General features: G+C 67.9%; 16 protein-coding genes. 2 read left to right on the plus strand and 14 right to left on the minus strand.

Going from position 1 to position 15,529, the window contains the following annotated elements; all coding sequences use genetic code 11:
- Nucleotides 1-2 precede the first annotated feature (2 nt).
- From ACGWYJ_RS06440 to ACGWYJ_RS06500, 13 genes are all read right to left on the minus strand, one after another.
- On the minus strand, nucleotides 3-539 hold the full coding sequence (locus tag ACGWYJ_RS06440; RefSeq protein ID WP_395104642.1) for a hypothetical protein: 537 nt from the start codon (nucleotides 537-539) through the stop codon (nucleotides 3-5).
- Nucleotides 536-1,753, minus strand: a complete 1,218-nt coding sequence (locus tag ACGWYJ_RS06445; RefSeq protein WP_395104643.1) for a glycosyltransferase family 4 protein — start codon at nucleotides 1,751-1,753, stop codon at nucleotides 536-538. Before ACGWYJ_RS06445 ends, ACGWYJ_RS06440 begins: the two co-directional genes overlap by 4 nt.
- A gap of 8 nt (nucleotides 1,754-1,761) precedes the next feature.
- Nucleotides 1,762-3,060, minus strand: coding sequence for a nucleotide sugar dehydrogenase (locus ACGWYJ_RS06450; protein WP_395104644.1), 1,299 nt, complete (start codon nucleotides 3,058-3,060; stop codon nucleotides 1,762-1,764).
- 3 nt (nucleotides 3,061-3,063) lie between these two features.
- Nucleotides 3,064-4,650, minus strand: coding sequence for a glycosyltransferase family 2 protein (locus tag ACGWYJ_RS06455; RefSeq protein ID WP_395104645.1), 1,587 nt, complete (start codon nucleotides 4,648-4,650; stop codon nucleotides 3,064-3,066).
- Complete coding sequence (locus ACGWYJ_RS06460) at nucleotides 4,640-5,674, minus strand: Gfo/Idh/MocA family protein (RefSeq protein WP_395104646.1); 1,035 nt, start codon at nucleotides 5,672-5,674, stop codon at nucleotides 4,640-4,642. The genes ACGWYJ_RS06455 and ACGWYJ_RS06460 overlap by 11 nt, the downstream gene beginning before the upstream one ends.
- The gene (locus ACGWYJ_RS06465) at nucleotides 5,671-6,777 is read right to left on the minus strand and encodes a DegT/DnrJ/EryC1/StrS family aminotransferase (protein WP_395104647.1); all 1,107 of its coding nucleotides are present in this window, start codon (nucleotides 6,775-6,777) and stop codon (nucleotides 5,671-5,673) included. Before ACGWYJ_RS06465 ends, ACGWYJ_RS06460 begins: the two co-directional genes overlap by 4 nt.
- Nucleotides 6,778-7,006: 229 nt before the next feature.
- Complete coding sequence (locus ACGWYJ_RS06470; RefSeq protein ID WP_395104648.1) at nucleotides 7,007-7,501, minus strand: DinB family protein; 495 nt, start codon at nucleotides 7,499-7,501, stop codon at nucleotides 7,007-7,009.
- Between the two features lie 314 nt (nucleotides 7,502-7,815).
- Nucleotides 7,816-8,412 (minus strand): DUF6193 family natural product biosynthesis protein, encoded by a 597-nt coding sequence (locus ACGWYJ_RS06475; RefSeq protein WP_395104649.1) that lies wholly within the window; start codon nucleotides 8,410-8,412, stop codon nucleotides 7,816-7,818.
- Nucleotides 8,413-9,098: 686 nt separating this feature from the next.
- Complete coding sequence (locus tag ACGWYJ_RS06480) at nucleotides 9,099-10,496, minus strand: IS1380 family transposase (protein WP_395104650.1); 1,398 nt, start codon at nucleotides 10,494-10,496, stop codon at nucleotides 9,099-9,101.
- On the minus strand, nucleotides 10,439-10,939 hold the full coding sequence (locus tag ACGWYJ_RS06485) for a hypothetical protein (protein ID WP_395104651.1): 501 nt from the start codon (nucleotides 10,937-10,939) through the stop codon (nucleotides 10,439-10,441). Before ACGWYJ_RS06485 ends, ACGWYJ_RS06480 begins: the two co-directional genes overlap by 58 nt.
- Before the next feature lie 10 nt (nucleotides 10,940-10,949).
- A complete protein-coding gene (locus ACGWYJ_RS06490; protein ID WP_395104652.1) occupies nucleotides 10,950-11,375 on the minus strand; it encodes a hypothetical protein in 426 nt (141 codons plus the stop codon).
- Nucleotides 11,376-11,945: 570 nt separating this feature from the next.
- Nucleotides 11,946-12,155 (minus strand): DUF397 domain-containing protein, encoded by a 210-nt coding sequence (locus ACGWYJ_RS06495; protein WP_395104653.1) that lies wholly within the window; start codon nucleotides 12,153-12,155, stop codon nucleotides 11,946-11,948.
- Complete coding sequence (locus tag ACGWYJ_RS06500) at nucleotides 12,139-13,008, minus strand: helix-turn-helix domain-containing protein (protein WP_395104654.1); 870 nt, start codon at nucleotides 13,006-13,008, stop codon at nucleotides 12,139-12,141. Before ACGWYJ_RS06500 ends, ACGWYJ_RS06495 begins: the two co-directional genes overlap by 17 nt.
- A 479-nt stretch (nucleotides 13,009-13,487) precedes the next feature.
- On the opposite strand from ACGWYJ_RS06500, the gene ACGWYJ_RS06505 reads away from it, so the two are divergent.
- Together ACGWYJ_RS06505 and ACGWYJ_RS06510 are read left to right on the plus strand one after the other, a co-directional pair.
- Nucleotides 13,488-14,219, plus strand: a complete 732-nt coding sequence (locus ACGWYJ_RS06505) for an ATP-binding protein (RefSeq protein ID WP_395104655.1) — start codon at nucleotides 13,488-13,490, stop codon at nucleotides 14,217-14,219.
- 501 nt (nucleotides 14,220-14,720) lie between these two features.
- Nucleotides 14,721-15,074 carry a transposase gene (locus tag ACGWYJ_RS06510; RefSeq protein ID WP_395104656.1) on the plus strand — a complete coding sequence of 118 codons (354 nt, stop codon included), beginning with the start codon at nucleotides 14,721-14,723 and terminating at the stop codon, nucleotides 15,072-15,074.
- A gap of 196 nt (nucleotides 15,075-15,270) precedes the next feature.
- On the opposite strand, the gene ACGWYJ_RS06515 is transcribed toward ACGWYJ_RS06510, so the two are convergent.
- Nucleotides 15,271-15,423, minus strand: a complete 153-nt coding sequence (locus tag ACGWYJ_RS06515) for a DUF397 domain-containing protein (protein WP_395104657.1) — start codon at nucleotides 15,421-15,423, stop codon at nucleotides 15,271-15,273.
- Nucleotides 15,424-15,529 lie beyond the last annotated feature (106 nt).

Here is a 15,529-nt window from a genome sequence, read left to right on the forward strand (position 1 = left end):
AGTCATCCTCTTGCCTGGCCGGTCGGCAGCATTTCCTGTGCAAGGGTGTAGACGAGTCGCACGCTCGCGTCGTTGACCTTCTCCGCCAGTTCGGAGGCGCCCACGAGCGACTGCGCGTCCCCGACGACAATGAGATCGACCGGCCCGGCGCTCAGCAACGCGCGGTCGAGGGCCCGGCGGCGGATCATGCCGGGGTCGCGGCGGTAGAAGCGGGCCAGCCGGCGGTCGATGGGACGGGCGACACGGCGCCGGTAGGCGTTGTCCACCCGCTCACGCGTCCCGCCCAGCGGACCGGGCAGGCAGACGCGCAGAAGCAGCCGGGGCAACCGGTACAGCGGCAACCGCACCCACCAGGGACGATCGCGCTGGTACGTGCCCAGTTCGACCAGCTTGACACCGCTGGGCAGCGGGTCCTTCTCCCATGAGGCGGCCTTGCGGACCAGCACGGTCGCGGTGCCGCCGTCGGCGACGACCCGTCTCGCCTCGGCGGCGACCGCGGGCCTGCGGGTGCCGCCCAGGGCCAGGAACAGAACATTCATCCCTCGTCACCTCCCCCGGCCGTGTCCTTGGGGAACCAGTGCTCGTAGTGCGCCTCGGCGACCGTCCGGTAGCCGAACCGGTCGTCCAGCGTGCGGCGCGCCCGTTCCAGGTCCAAGTCCTGCGGGAAGCGCTCGCGCAGCCGGTGGTACCCCTCGACGAGGGAGTCGGCGCTCTCCTCGACGTCGACCATCTGCCCGGCCGCGTCCTCGATCCCCGCGAGGGTGTGTTCCGGGCCGCCGCACCGGGTCACCAGCACCGGCATTCCCGCGGCGACCGCCTCGATGATGGACACCCCGAACGTCTCCCAGCGCGCTGGATGCACGAGCAGGTCGTGCTCGCGCATCAGCCGGGTCGCCTCGTCCGGCGGGACCGCGCCGAGCATGGTCACGGCCTGGTCGACCTGGAGCTCACCGGCCCGCCGCGCCAGCTCGTCGGCCAGCGTCCCGGACCCGGCGATCGTCAGCGTCAGCTTCGGGTCCTCGGCGTGGCATTTGGCGAACGCCTCCAGCAGCCAGCCGACGCCCTTGCGCTCGATCAGGGTGCCCACGTACAGCCAGCGGCGCAGCTCGGTGACGGGCTCGGGACGGCGCTCCTCGAAGGAGATCGGGTTGGAGATCAGCTCGATCTTGTGGGCGAGCGACGGGAACGCCGCGACCAGCTTGTCCCGCAGAGCCTCGGTCACCGCGAAGAAGCCGGTGCAGCGCTCCAGGATCTCCCCGTACATCTCGAGCGAGTCGGGCTGGTCGAGCACACGGTCGATGTAGGAGGCGTGCTCGGTGACGAACACCCGCGCGTCCGGCCGGGCGTTCTCCAGTGCCGGCCAGCCGCCCCGCAGGCCCACATGCGCGTGGACGACCGGTGCCGGGATCGGCTCGCCGCCCAGCGCCTCCCGCAGCCACGAGGCGTGGTGCCGGGCCAGCTCGGCGTAGCTGCACTTCGGCGGGATCAGGACCGGGACGCGGAGCAGCTCGGCGCCCGCGACGGTCGGCGTGCGGCGCAGCGCGACCGGCAGCAGACGGCGGTGTGCCTCGGCCGCTGCGGCTGCTTCCTCCGGTTTGAGCTTCGCGGGCCACGCATCGGTGTGGTAGACGGTGACCTCGCCGACCCCGGGTGCCGTCGCCTCGACCATCGCCTGGACGAAGGCACCGGCGAACGGCGTCTGGGGGAGGGGATACCAGGGGCTGACGATCGCCACGTCCCTGTCGCCGGCCATGCCCTCGCTCACCTGGCCTCGGCCGGGCCGCCGATGACGATGCGTTCCACGCCGGCCCACTTCGCGGGGTCGGTGACGCGGCGGCCGTCCACCAGGGCCTTGACGCCCGGCAGGTCGTCCGGGCCCAGGTCGCGGTAGGCGGCGTGGTCGGCCTGGACGATCGCGGCGGACACCGGCTCGCCCCGGTGCGGCGGCAGGCCCAGCGCCTCAAGCTCGGCGTCGGTGTACATCGGGTCGGACACGTACGGGACGGCCCCGCGTTCCCTCAGCGCGGCGACCGTCGGGAAGACGCCGGAGAACGCGGTCTCCTTCACCCCGCCCCGGTACGACGCGCCCAGCACCAGGACCCCGGCTCCGGTGAGGTCGCCGTAGGCGTCGGCGAGGAGGCCCACGGCGTACTCGGGCATCGCGGCGTTGGCCTCACGGGCGGCCCGCACCACGGTCGCGGACGGGTCGTTCCACAGGTACATCCGCGGGTAGACGGGGATGCAGTGGCCGCCGACGGCGATGCCCGGCTGGTGGATGTGGCTGTACGGCTGGGTGTTGCACGCCTCGATCACCTTGGTGACGTCCACCCCGACGGTGTCGGCGTAGCGCGCGAACTGGTTGGCGAGACCGATGTTGACGTCCCGGTACGTGGTCTCGGCGAGCTTGGCCAGCTCGGACGCCTCGGCGGAGCCCAGGTCCCACACGCCGTTGGGACGCGGCAGGTCGGGGCGCTCGTCGAAGTCGAGCACTCGCTCGTAGAACTCGACGCCGTGCCGCGCCGAGGCCGCGTCGATCCCGCCGACCAGCTTCGGGTAGCGGCGCAGGTCGGCGAACACCCGTCCGGTGAGCACCCGCTCCGGGCTGAACACCAGGTGGAAGCCGGTTCCCGCGGTCAGCCCCGAGCCCTCTTCGAGCATCGGCGCCCAGCGGTTCCTGGTGGTGCCCACCGGCAGCGTCGTCTCGTAGCTGACCAGCGTGCCGGGCTTGAGGCCCGCCGCGATCGAACGGGTCGCCGCGTCCATCCAGCCGAAGTCGGGCGTGCCCGTCTCGTCCACGAACAGCGGCACGACCACGACGACCGCCTCGGACTCGGCGACGGCCGCGGTCGTGTCGGTGGTCGCCGTCAGCAGCCCGGCCCCGACCGTCTCGGCGAGGTACCTGCCGAGATCGGCCTCGCCGGGGAAGGGCTCGCGGGCGGCGTTCACCTCGGCGACGACCCGTTCGTCCACGTCGGCGCCGATCACCCGGTGTCCCTTGCGGGCGAACTGCACCGCCAGCGGGAGACCGATCTTGCCGAGCGCGACCACGCAGATCCGCATGTGCTAGTTACCTCCGCCTCGGAGCTTGGACGTCGCGCGCCGGACCCGTCCGGCGACGGTACGGGGACCGATCCTGTGCGTGAGGATCGCGGTGGTGCCACGCGCGTCCCCGTGCACCGTCAGCAGGTACGGCATGGCCCGGTGCCACATGATCCCCTTGACGGCGGTCATACCGGCCGGGACCGCCACATCGTAGTCCTCCGCGGACGTCCGGACGATCAGTCTCAGCGTGTGCTTGCCCCTGCCCGACGCGATCAATGGGGCCAGGGGGATCCGCGCGGTCAGCGTCACGCCCTGCCCGCCAGGGTCGGGGGTGAGGGTCGTGCCCTCCACGGGCGTCCGTCCCTTGACGCCCCGCGGGGCGAGAGCGAGGCCGACCGTCGCGGGGTCGTCCGCGTCGGGTCCGGTCAACGGGGTGCGCACGGTCACTTCGACGTCGTTTCCGACGCGCTTCGCCTCAACCGTCCTGACCTGCTCCTTCAGGCGCCTGCGCAGCCCCTTGGTGATCTCGAACAGGTCGTCGGGCAGGCCCGCGGCGGGATCCTCGAAGCCCACGTAGCGCAGGTACACGCGGCCCTTCTTGAGCGTGATCGGGTACGCGGTCTTGGCGGCGTCGGCCCGGATCGCCTCGTACAGGCGTTCCAGGTCGCCGCGCTGCGCCATGCGCAACCGGACGCGGCGCCAGATGGGCAGCAGGGCCATCACGTCATCGGTCACGTAACGGTCGACGATGCTCGCGACCCGCGCGCACACGTCCTTGCGGCCGTCCTCGTCGAGTTCGAGGAGGTTCTCCCGCAGCGGCTTGGTCAGCTCCCACATGGTGTGCCGGTGCAGGATCGCGTCCCGTCGCGGGCCGGGTTCGAGTAATCCGGCGATGAACGGGAACAGGCGTTCGGCGCATTCCAGCCGGGTGTAGATTTCGACCTCGCCCTGGGTGATGTTGCCGCCGTCCTCGCGCGTCACCGCGTAGTAGCAGGTGTAGTCCGCCAGGACCGAGATCCTCTTGGCGCGGACGAGCGCCTCGATGGTGAACGGCTGGTCGCTGCCGATCCGCATGTCCTCGGGGAACCGCAGCTTGTGCGTCTCCACCAGGTCGCGGCGGAACAGCTTGCAGTTCGACAGCAGCCACTTCAGGGGCGAGTCGTACAGGTCGAGGTCGGGCCGGTTCCCGTCGAACAACCCCTGGTGGATGGAGCGCCCGTTGACGCCCTCCATCTTCCCGACCAGGACGTCCGACCCCCACTCGTCGGCCGCCGCCACCATCCGTTCCAGCGCCTCGGGCCCGAGGTAGTCGTCGGCGCCCACGAAGTACACGTAACGGCCGGACGCCACGTCCAGGGCGCGGTTGCTGGGACGGGCGGGGCCACCGGAGTTCGGCTGCCGCAGCACCGTGAACAGGTCCGGGTGCTTCTCGGCGAACCGGTCGAGTTCCTCGCCGCTGCCGTCGGTGGAGCCGTCGTCGACCGCGATGACCTCCATCCGGTCATGCCCGATGCTCTGCTCCACCAGCGAGCTCAGGCACGCCGTCAGGTACGGCATGGTGTTGTAGACGGCGACGACGACGCTGACGTCGGCCCGGTCAGACGGCACCGGTCACCCCCGAGGCCGGAAGCGCGACCGTCTGGCCGAGCCTCGCCGACTCCAGAAGGGCCGCCGACACCTCGACCGTCCGCAGCGCCTGCCGCAGGGTCACGATGTCGGCGGGAGGCTCGCCGCCGGCGGCGCCCGTGAGCACCGCGTCCCGGAACCGCTCATGCTCGACCAGCAGCGGCTCCCGCTTGGGGATCGCGTACCGGATCATGTCGCCCTCGGACACGCCGCGGAACGTCCGCAGCGCCTCCCATTCCGTGCTCAGCTCCCCGTTGGCGTAGAAGGTCAGGTCGGCGGTGAGCGTGTCGGCGACGAAGCACCCGCGCTCCCCGGTGACCACCGTCGTCCGCTCCTTGAGAGGGCTCAGCCAGTTCACCAGGTGGTTGACCATGGAGCCGTCGGACAGGCGCCCCACCGCGGACACCATGTCCTCGTGCGGGCGTCCACTGCGCGCCACGGTGTGCGCGCAGACCGACACGTAGTCCTGGCCGGTCACCCACGCGGTCAGGTCGATGTCGTGGGTGGCGAGGTCCTTGACGACGCCGACGTCCGAGATCCGGTGCGGGAACGGCCCCTGGCGGCGGGTGACCACCTGGAACACCTCGCCCAGCTCACCGGCCTCCAACCGCTTCCGCATGCTCTGCAACGCCGGGTTGTAGCGCTCGATGTGCCCGACGCCCGCGACCAGGCCACGCGACTCGAACGCCTTCACCAGCCGCTCGGCCGCCTCCACCGACTCCGCCAGCGGCTTCTCGATCAGCGCCCCCACACCGGCCTCGGCCAGCGCGAGCCCGATCTTCTCGTGCAGCGCGGTCGGGCACGCCACCACCGCGTAGTCGATGCCGAGCTTCATCAGCTCGTCCAGCTCGTCCAGCAACGGCACCCCGTGCGGCGTGCCCTCCGGCTTGCCCGCCGGGTCGACGACACCGACCAGCTCGACGCCGTCCATCTGCGACAGGACCCGCGCGTGGTTACGTCCCATCACGCCGAGCCCGACCAGGCCGGCGCGCAGCGGGGCGCTCACTCGACCGCCTCGTTCACGGCGTCGGCGACGCGCGCCAGCTCGTCCTCGGTGAGCGACGGATGCACCGGCAGGGACAGCACCTCCGCGGCCGCCCGCTCGGTCTCCGGCAGGTCCCAGCGCGGATCCGGCTTCCCGTCCTTCAGGAACGGCAGAAGCCGGTGGACGGGCGTCGGGTAGTAGACGGCACTCCCGATCCGCCGCGACTCCAGGTGCTTCTGCACCGCGTCCCGGCGGCCGTCCGGCACGCGAACGGTGTACTGGTGGTAGACGTGCCGCGCACCCGGCGCCACGGGCGGGGTGACGGCCCGGGTGATCTTCGCGTCCAGGAACGCGGCGTTGGCCCTTCGCCGTTCCGTCCACTCCGGAAGCCGCTTGAGCTGCTCACGCCCCACGGCCGCCGCGACATCGGTGAGCCGCACGTTCGCGCCCACGACCTCGTTGGCGTAGCGCTGCTCCATGCCCTGGTTACGCAGCAACCGCAGCATGCGCGCCGTCTCCGCGTCCGCCGTGGTGATCATGCCGCCCTCAAGGGTGTGCATGTTCTTGGTCGGGTAGAAGGAGAAGCACCCGGCCGTCCCCATGGCGCCCGCAGGCGAGCCGTTCAACTCCGCGGCATGCGCCTGCGCCGCGTCCTCCACCACAGCCAGCGAATGCCGCTCCGCCAGTTCCCCGATCCGATCCATCGCCGCCGGATGCCCGTACAGATGGACGGGCATGACCGCCGCCGTCCGCGGCCCGACGGCCGCCGCGACCGCGTCGACGTCCACGCAGAACGACCCCGGCTCGATGTCGACGAACACGGGCTCGGCCCCCACCAACCTCACCGCGTTGGCAGTGGCGGCGAACGTGAACGAGGGCACGATCACCTCGTCCCCTTGCCCGATGCCGAGCGCCATCAGGGCCAGGTGGAGCGCCGACGTACCGGAGTTGACCGCGACGCAATGCCGTCCCGCCACCAGGGCGGAGAACTCCTCCTCGAAGGCGGCGACCTCGGGGCCCTGGACGACCCGTCCGGTGCGAAGTACCCGTACCGCGGCCTCGATCTCCGCATCCCCTATCACGGGACGCGCCGCGGGGATCGGCCGCTCCTCTTCCTCGGGCATGCACACGCTCCTCATGGCAAGACTGCGTAAGCGGGCGACTTCCTCAACGGGGGAAACGGAGCGCAATGATCAGCGCACAATACGCGGAAGGTCACACCTAACGGTCGGATTCTAGCCAAACCCAACGATGGCGAGGACGACCCTCAGAGAAGGCCCATCCCCGAAGCTTCCCGGAACGTCCCCATCACTCCTCACGCCAGGGAGCAATAGAGCACATAGTCTGCGCAGGTCAGGAGGCGAGGATCTGCTCCCGCAGGATGTCCGCGTGACCGCAGTGCTGGGCCAGCTCCCGCAGCACGTGAAGGTAGACCCAGCGCAGCGGCAGCGGCCCCCGGCGGTTGCCCCGTACCACATCGTCCAACGTCAGCCCCGCGGTAGCCCGGCGGGACGCCTCGCAAGCCTCCAGATGGTCCCGCCGCACGGAGGCGATCGTGTCACCCTCCCCCAGCACAAACGACTCATCGGGCGTACCGGGAATGCCGATCTCATCCCGCGACCGCCCCGTGACCGCCTCGTCGAACCAGACCCTCTCCACGAACGCGCCATGCTTGACCAGACCCAGCAGCGTCGTCTTGGACGCGACCAGCGACCTGCGCGCCTGCTCCTCGGTCAACCCGTCCAGACAGCCGTTCAACGCGGCCCGATGCTCATCGAGAAACACCTCGAACTGTTCCCGAAGCCCCGCGTGGAAGACCCCGGCCACCATCGACGGCTGACCACTCATACCCGCGACGATAGCGACTCCTCCAGCCGGCACCACCCCAACGTCCCGCCCCCCAACCTTCAGAGTCGCTCAACCATCGCCGTCGCGTAGATCAAACGACTGGCATCTCGCACCGCGCGGATAATGAACGCCGCCATGGCCGAACTAGAAAAGCCGTCCCGGATCGTTTGCACGGCCGGCACCGTCAGCAAGAAAAGGCCCACAATCAAGAAGACGAAGCTGCTCGCACAAACCTTCTCGCCCGGGCATTTATTTCATGCCGAGATCTTCCATGGGGCCCGAGTGCCTTAGCCCACAAAGCACCCCAGGAGACACTATTCAGGAATCTGCACCACAAGGGTGGCCGCAGCGATGATGGCCTCGTCAAGCGACTCGAACCGGCTAGGTCGGCTCACGGAATATCCTCCGTCCGAACGAGGAGTAATCTTTACCGCGTCACGTCGATCACCCCATGAACGGGACAAAAAAAGCGCTCCATGACTGAGATCCGGAAAGAAGGAGCGGAGTACGGGATTCTCAAAGGCAGCGTTGACCAGGTACCAGTCGCCATGAAAAACGGGGGCTTCACGCAAATAATTCCACTGCGCGGAAATTGGGTCCGGGCTCGCCAGCACCCTGGCGAGATCGCTGACCCGCATGAAAGGGAACCGGGATTCCAACGATTCAAGCGAGATTCCGTCCCGCCAGGCCACAGCAACAGCCAGAACGCTGGATAGGTCAGCCGTCCCGCCTCCCGCGATCCAGAGGTTCTCGTCGTGAACGTTGAGGAGAAAGCAGCGTTCCTCTGCTCCGAGATGCACCAAGATTCTACCTCGGCACGTGTCGATTTTGGCAGCAGTGTAACCAACGTCGTCTCCGCGGTAAGGGGCATCGATCGACATACCGTCGACGCGATCCTCTTCTGCCGTCACCCGGAGCGCGTTTACGAGACCACCGTGTGCGACGAGATCCCGATAGTGACTCACATCCACTCTTCCGTACGCTTTTCGCCCGACTCCATCCGGATTCATTGACCCCATCACTCCTTTCCGTCAACCGCATGAGCACTAGGGAACGTCCTCAAACAAGAATGGCCTAGGATCCACCCGGACCCGGCTTCCGAAATTGTATGGAGCCCAATACCAGTTACCTGCCCGCCAGGTTCCCTGACCACCTCTCAAAGCCGTCCTTGTCAGAAGCGAAGCCGACATCGAAAGGTCGCCATGACACCTCGGAGCCTGAGACTAGCGCAAAGACATCCCCTTCTCGGCCAGGGCCTCGGCGAGGATGCGCACAGCCTTCGGGCCGACCCCGTGAAGGGCCAGCAAATCGGCCTCTGAACGGGTCGCGACCTGTTCGAGCGTGGCCAACCCAGCGCCAAGAAGGGCCCTCGTGGCCGGCCTGCCAATGGAGGCAGGCAGGTCTGAATCCACCCGCTTCGTCCCGGCAGCGCTAAGCCTCGATCCACCGATGGTGGTTCGAGGTTGATCTCTCGGCCGTTTCGGTGAGGTTTGTCGAGTTGGCGGCGCCTTGCGGGCAGGGCTGATCGGCTGGTCTGCCCAGCTTTTCCACGTGTTCGGCTCCGGTTTGCCCGCTTGGGCGGGTGGATAATGGCAGGTCAAACGCTGTCGGGTGGGGCGTGGACGGTGGTGAACAGGTGCATCCACGCATCAGCCCAGGGCCAGTGACGGGGCAAGTGCAGCAGCAGGCGGCGGGCTGAGCGGGCCAGCCGGGCCGGGACGTTGACCAGGTGGGTGCGGATGGTGGCGGTGGTCGCGCGGGCGTGGAAGGCCGAGGCCAGCGCGCCTGCGGCGCGTAGCAGGTTGAACGACATCGCCCACAGGGTCAGCCAGGCGGCGTTGGCGTTGAAGTTTCCGGAGGGCAGGTGGGCCAGCGGTCCGGCCTTGCCGTCGGCGATGACCTGCTCGATGACGGCGTGGTGGCGGTGCTGCCGCTCGGCCTGCAGGGTCTCGAACGGACTGTCGGTGAAGAACGGGTGGTAACGCCAGGCGGGGAACAGTTCGCCCTGCTCACCTTCGGTGGCGGGTTTGGCCAGGTCGCGGACACGCCGGACGATCAGCCGGGCGGTGACCTGCTCGGCCTTGGGCCGTCCGGTGAAGGCGGTGTAGGCGCTGATCTCGGCGACCTGGGCGTCATAGATCAGCTCGCCGGTGTCGGGGTCCAGGACGCCGGTGGGATAGCGGATCTGCCGCCACGCATTCTCATCGATGGCGGCGATGGCCCGCTTGATGGACGGGTTGGATCCGGTCGTGATCGAAAAGCGGGTGTCGGCGCGGCGGCAGGCGGTCACCACATCGGCGTTGTAGAACTGCGAATCGGCGCGCAGCACCCGCAGGCCGGTGGCGCCGGCCTGCGGTGCGGTGGCCAAGGCTTCGGCGACGAACCGCTGCGCGCCGCGGGCGTCGGCGGCCTTGCCCCGGCGCAGCCGCACCCCGGCGATGACCGGGCGGGCGATCGGGGTGCAGATCGTGGCCAGCAGCGGATGCAGGGTCCGCACCCCTTTGAACCGTCCGATCTGCGCGCCCTGTTCGGCGCGGCCGAACACCCGCCGGTGGGTGGAGTCGACGTCGATGAAGGCGACCTGGTCGGCGCCGGGCAGCAGCGGCGCCCGCCGGGCCAGCTCGGCCAGCAGCCGGCGGTGCACCGCGTGCAGTTGCAGGGCGTGGCCGTGGGTGAACGACCGCAGGAACGTGCCCAGCGTTGAGGGCGCCCGGACCCCGTCGAACGCGGTCGGCATCGCCCCGTGCCGCAACCGGTCGGTGTCATCGATGCTGTCGGCTCCGGCGCACATCGCCGCCACCAGCGACATCACCTTCGCGGCCGGGGCGGCGCCGGCGCTGTTGCGCGCACCGTCGATGCGCAGCGCCCCGGCCGCCAGCTCGGGCAACCCCGCCCGCTCGGCCAGCCGGACCACCGGCACCAGCCCGGCATCGGCGATCAGGTTCGGCTCGTCGAACGCGGCAGCCACCGCCGAACAGACATGAGAGGATTGCACTTACCGGATGCCTCGTTGTTTCTGCGCTGTTGGACCCTAGACAAGCCCATCATCGCAGGCCACGGGGCATCCCTTTTGTCGTTTCCGCAACCTGAACAGCAATCACCCGGTGGATCGAGGCTAAGCTCTGCCGCCAACTTCTTGGGAGCACGGCAGAACCACGCTGCCCGTACCAAGGCGCTGAGGTCCTTGCCGTTCACATCGGCCAGCGGAACCCGGAAACCGATGGCCTTATCACCCCGCAGTATCCGCTCCCCGGTCGGATGCGCGGACTCCGCAGCCTCGATCTCAGCCTCCGGGAGTTGAAGCTGCACGTCCCCGTCTTTCGTGACCGACACAAATCCCTTGCCGCGCACCGAGAACGCCGCCATACCGAAGTGAGTCCCCTCCTCGACCTCAGGGAGGGCGAGAGCAGCCTTACGCAACTGCGCCATGGTGGTCATGGGCGCGATGCTAGCCAGCGCCGCCCAGATCTTCCTGAACTGGGCCATCCGGGGCCTGCTCAACCGGAGGAGCCTCATCGGGCCACTCGCGACCGACCCGCCAGCGCCTGTAAAACCAGACCCCGCCCCCGGCCAGGACCACGAGAGCCACCCCGCCGCCCACGTACCACCCCCAAGGAGTACTGGTGTGGCCGGAGACGGTCATGAGCTCAAGCTTTCGCCCTTGTTCGACCGAGGGGAAATCCCGCGGAATGCTGATCTTGTCGTCGTCATCGAGCAGCTCGTTGTTGGCACGGAAGTCGTCCAGGCTCTCGTACGACTTGCCATCCGAGTCCACGATCGCCACCCGGTGGTTGGGCCTGCACACGAGGAACAACGTGATCCAGTCGAAGTCCTTCTTCCCCCCGCGATTGACAAGGACCTTCTGCGCGTACACCTTCCCAGTCGCCTCACAGCTGGTCTGCGTCCCGGACGAACCACACGCCGTAACCAGCGAAGCAAGAGACACCGCGACGAGCACACTCCACCTAGGAACCCTGACCCAGGACGCCTTCCCAACACCGGACACGCACGGTCTCCCCTCGATCGCTCTTCGGAGTCCAGTGTCACAGCATCAACAGAACCCGCCACCCAAAAACCAAAAAATCCCCACAGCCCCACAGATCGCCTGACCGCCGCCCGCTGCATCACCCACCAACCAGGGCGGTCGGTCTCCTACACCGGCAAGAGCTACATCGATGCCACCGGAGCGATCAGCACGCCCTACAGGGCCCAGCCGATTGTCGCTCCGCACCCACCTGAGGTGGAGAGCTCAACGTGACCAATGAGCCCTGAGGTAGCCCACCCCCCTCAGAGGTCAAGTGCCCCCGCCGCCACCGCGCGAGCCAACTCACGCCAAGCCCCGCTCCACCAGGAGCTTAGGCTTGGAAGGATCCTTGGGATGACGAACGGCGATCAACCCGTCCGACCGTGCCTGCGTCGGACACCTAACGCCGACACTTACCTCTCAGAGATCAGCCCTACCCTCAGCGATAGCACGAGCGACCTTCTGCCAAGCTGTACGTTCGAGCAGCAGGAACGGACCATCCGGATCCTTGGAGTCACGTACGGCGATCCAGGCTTCCAGGCCGGCGATCTCTACACAGTCACTGCCAGAGGCGCTGCTACGCGCGGCCTTGCGCCAACGTGCGCGCGCGAGGTCAATGGGGAGGTGCATGGGATTGCTGGTACTCCTTAGCGATGTCAGCGATCAGCCGAGTCGAGTCCTCCTCGGACAACGCCTGATCAGATATCCGGTCAAACCTCAGAGTACAGCGGTTGATCTGCTCCACATCTTCAAGGTAGATCTCGCCACCCATGCCCTCGAGGTAGATGACGTCGGGCTCCAGGGCGCCCTCAAAACTAAGGATGACGAAGGGGCCGTCCATTCCCGCATGCTCTCCCGAAGCGCACGGAAGAACCCGCAGGCTGACGTTGGGCTTGTTGCTCTCGTTCAGGAGCGCTTCCAGTTGTCGCGACATCACCTCCGGACCTCCCACCGGACGCCGAAGAACCGCCTCATCGAGTACGACGGCCAGCGAGAATTGTTCCTTCCGCTCCAGGACCGTTCGCCGTGCCATGCGTGCCTGGATACGGCGCAGGCGTGCCTCCTCGCTGTCTTCTGGACGGTTCACACGGATGAGCGCCGACGCATAGTCGCTGATCTGCAGCAATCCTGGGATGAACTGGACCTGCCAGGTGCGGATCTTTACGGCGTCGTCCTCCAACTCGGCGAAGGAACCGGTGAGAACGTCGTCGAACGCCGACCACCAACCCCGCTTGCGGATGTCCTTGGCGAGTTGGACGAGTGCCAGCTTGATCGCCTCGCCGCCACCATAGAGATCCAGCATCGCCTCGACGTCGGTCGCCTTCGGCCGAGTCTTCGCGGTCTCGAACCGGACCAGTTTGGGACGGCTCCAGCCGAGCGCGGCGGCCGCGGCCTCCATCGTCATCCCGGAACGCTTGCGAGCCTCCCGCAGCTGGCGCGCGAGACGGCGATGCCGCGCGGTCGGACTCTGTTCGGGTGCCATAGCGGGCATTGTGACACTCGGCAATGATCACATCACGGAGAATCACGAAAATCTCCTGGGCAAAATCGAACAAGTTCATGGACATGTTCGCCCGCTCGGGCCATGATGCATTGTGACAGTAGCCTCACGAACAGTGATCGCCTGTAGGGCGGAGACCGTCACTTCGCAGGTCATCGCGTGTGAGGGTCAGGCGGTCCCGGCCGGTGGTAGCGCACCGGCCGGGACCTTTGATCGGACGCTGGAGGTCCGACCATGCACGATCGTACGAACTTCTTGCGAGCAACGGCGGCCCGACCGGCGACGAGTTCCATCGCCTGCCGCGAAGTCATCCAGCCGCGCCCAGCCTCGATCCCCACTTATCACGACCGCCCATCCCAGACGCGCAGCGGTCATCACCCTGAACCGCACGCCGACCTCTCCAACCGCGCCAGGCGCGCCCTCGTTCACCGTGGCCCTGACGGTCGGACGGGAGGACCCCGATGAGAACCGGCGACCCCCAGGACATCCCCTCCGGCGGAGCCTGCGCTATCCAACTGCCGCTTGGTCCCCTTGGCCCAAAGGCAGCACGCGCCTTCGTGACCAGGACGATGCGTACGCTCAACTTGCCAACCGACCACATCGACGCTGCCGAGCTCTCCGTCTCAGAGCTGGGGACGAATGCGTACCTCCACGTCGGCGACAGACCCGCCGTTCCGCCAGAAATCTGGATCTGGGCCCGCACCCACCCCGCTCCAGAGCTCGCCTTCTCCGTCTTCGACGCCTCCCGTACCCGTCTCCCTAACCCCTCGATACAACACCCGAGCATGCTGGCCGAGCACGGCAATGGCCTAGGCATCGTCACGGCGTTGGCGTCCGACACCAACTCACACTTCACCCGATCCCGCCTGTCCGGGACGCCCGTCCCGGGCAAGTCCGTCTGGTTCACACAAGCCCTCCCGGCCTCTTGGCCAGCGGCCGAGCACCCCATACCTGAAGCCATCGCCGCGACCCGCCTCCTGGTCGCACTCCGTACTCGTGGGATCAACTCGGACCGCCACCGAGACCACACTGGCCTCATCGCCATCACCGCGGGCAAGCTCACCGTCTGGGTGGATGCCAAGTCGTACTTCTGGCGAGAAGGGCACGACTTCACCCACCGTCCACTGGTCGACCTCCACGAAACCGTCGAAGCCATCATCAGCCGAGTCGACGCAAGCCCCAGCCTTAGGTAGGCAGGCATCAGGGACGTGCCGCCCGCATGTACATGCACCGCGTACACGGTCAAGACTCCCGGGCCGAGCGACACGGAGGAAGCCACACAACAAGCGGCGGGCACCGTGAACATGACATGAGCCGTCCTGGCTCGTTGTCCGATTACGGTCGTCACTGCTGCGGCCTCGGGGTAAGCGGCAGCACGCGACGGCGATCCAAAACCACCACGGACGGGCCTGACCCGGTCAGGCATAGTGAGACTGATCGCAGGGCTGGTGTGAGGCAATGCCGACCCAGAAGACCGTGCTCACAGACACGAGCGATTCGCTGGGTCGAGCGGGGCAAGCTGACCTGCTACCGTCGTCCGTGAAGCGGGGAGGGGCGCACCACCCTCTGGGTCAGACGAGCATCCCATGAGCATCCTGCTGGGCCTCGCCAGCCCTCTGCCCGCCGACTTCCCGCCCTGGCAGACGGTCTACTGATACTTCGTGCGGTGGGAGCAGCAACGGGTCACTCTGCGGATGCTGGACGCGCTGCGGCAGCAGGCCCGCCAAAGCGAAGGCCGCGATGGCGAGTCCAGCGCGAGTGTCATCGACTCCCAGAACGTCGAGGCAGCCGACACCGCTGGCCGTGACACGCGAGGCTACGACGCGGGCAGGAAGGTGTCCGGGCGCAAGCGCTTCATCATCACCGATACCCTCGGCCTGCTCATCACCGTGACGGTGTGCGCGGCCAGCGTCCCGACCGCGACGGCGCCAAGGACGCCCTGCCGGGCTTGTATCTCACCTCGCCCACATGCCGGTTCGTGTTCGCCGACGCCGGGTTCACCGGGCGGCTGCTGGGCCGGGCCGCCGACACGATGCGCACCACGGTGAGCATCGTCGGTAAACCCGCAGACCAGAAGGGGTTCGCTGTGCTGCCCCGCAGGTGGCTGGTCGAGCGGACGCTGGCCTGGCCGACCGCGCACCGGCGGCTGGCCCGCGACTACGAACGCCACCCCGCCACCAGCGAAGCCATGATCCGCTGGGCCGCACTCAAAGGTCGAGTGCCCCCGCCGCCGCGCGAGCCAACTCACGCCAAGCCCTGCGCTCCACCAAGAGGCCTGGGCCCGGCAGGGTCCTTGGGATCACGCACGGCGATCATGTCGCCAACACTGGCAACCTCAACGCAGTCAGTACCTGAACCGCTACTCCGCGCGGCCTTGCGCCAACGTGGACGCGACAAGTCGAGGGCTGTTCATGGGCTTGCGGGTACTCCCTGGCGACATCAGCGATCGGTCAAGAAGAATCTGTCGCCGCCGCCCCGGCCGACGTCTTCAGAATAGACTTCA

It is taken from the genome of Actinomadura sp. SCN-SB (genome assembly GCF_043906805.1).
Taxonomy (GTDB): Bacteria; Actinomycetota; Actinomycetes; order Streptosporangiales; family Streptosporangiaceae; genus Spirillospora.

Bases quoted from the DNA above. Each gene is read 5' to 3' on its own strand.
- ACGWYJ_RS06470 (WP_395104648.1), bottom strand. From the start codon at position 7,501: ATGAGTGGTCAGCCGTCGATGGTGGCCGGGGTCTTCCACGCGGGGCTT.
- ACGWYJ_RS06440 (WP_395104642.1), bottom strand. From the start codon at position 539: ATGAATGTTCTGTTCCTGGCCCTGGGCGGCACCCGCAGGCCCGCGGTC.
- ACGWYJ_RS06500 (WP_395104654.1), bottom strand. From the start codon at position 13,008: ATGGCACCCGAACAGAGTCCGACCGCGCGGCATCGCCGTCTCGCGCGC.
- ACGWYJ_RS06505 (WP_395104655.1), top strand. From the start codon at position 13,488: ATGAGAACCGGCGACCCCCAGGACATCCCCTCCGGCGGAGCCTGCGCT.
- ACGWYJ_RS06495 (WP_395104653.1), bottom strand. From the start codon at position 12,155: ATGCACCTCCCCATTGACCTCGCGCGCGCACGTTGGCGCAAGGCCGCG.
- ACGWYJ_RS06485 (WP_395104651.1), bottom strand. From the start codon at position 10,939: ATGACCACCATGGCGCAGTTGCGTAAGGCTGCTCTCGCCCTCCCTGAG.
- ACGWYJ_RS06465 (WP_395104647.1), bottom strand. From the start codon at position 6,777: ATGCCCGAGGAAGAGGAGCGGCCGATCCCCGCGGCGCGTCCCGTGATA.
- ACGWYJ_RS06445 (WP_395104643.1), bottom strand. From the start codon at position 1,753: ATGGCCGGCGACAGGGACGTGGCGATCGTCAGCCCCTGGTATCCCCTC.
- ACGWYJ_RS06510 (WP_395104656.1), top strand. From the start codon at position 14,721: ATGCTGGACGCGCTGCGGCAGCAGGCCCGCCAAAGCGAAGGCCGCGAT.
- ACGWYJ_RS06450 (WP_395104644.1), bottom strand. From the start codon at position 3,060: ATGCGGATCTGCGTGGTCGCGCTCGGCAAGATCGGTCTCCCGCTGGCG.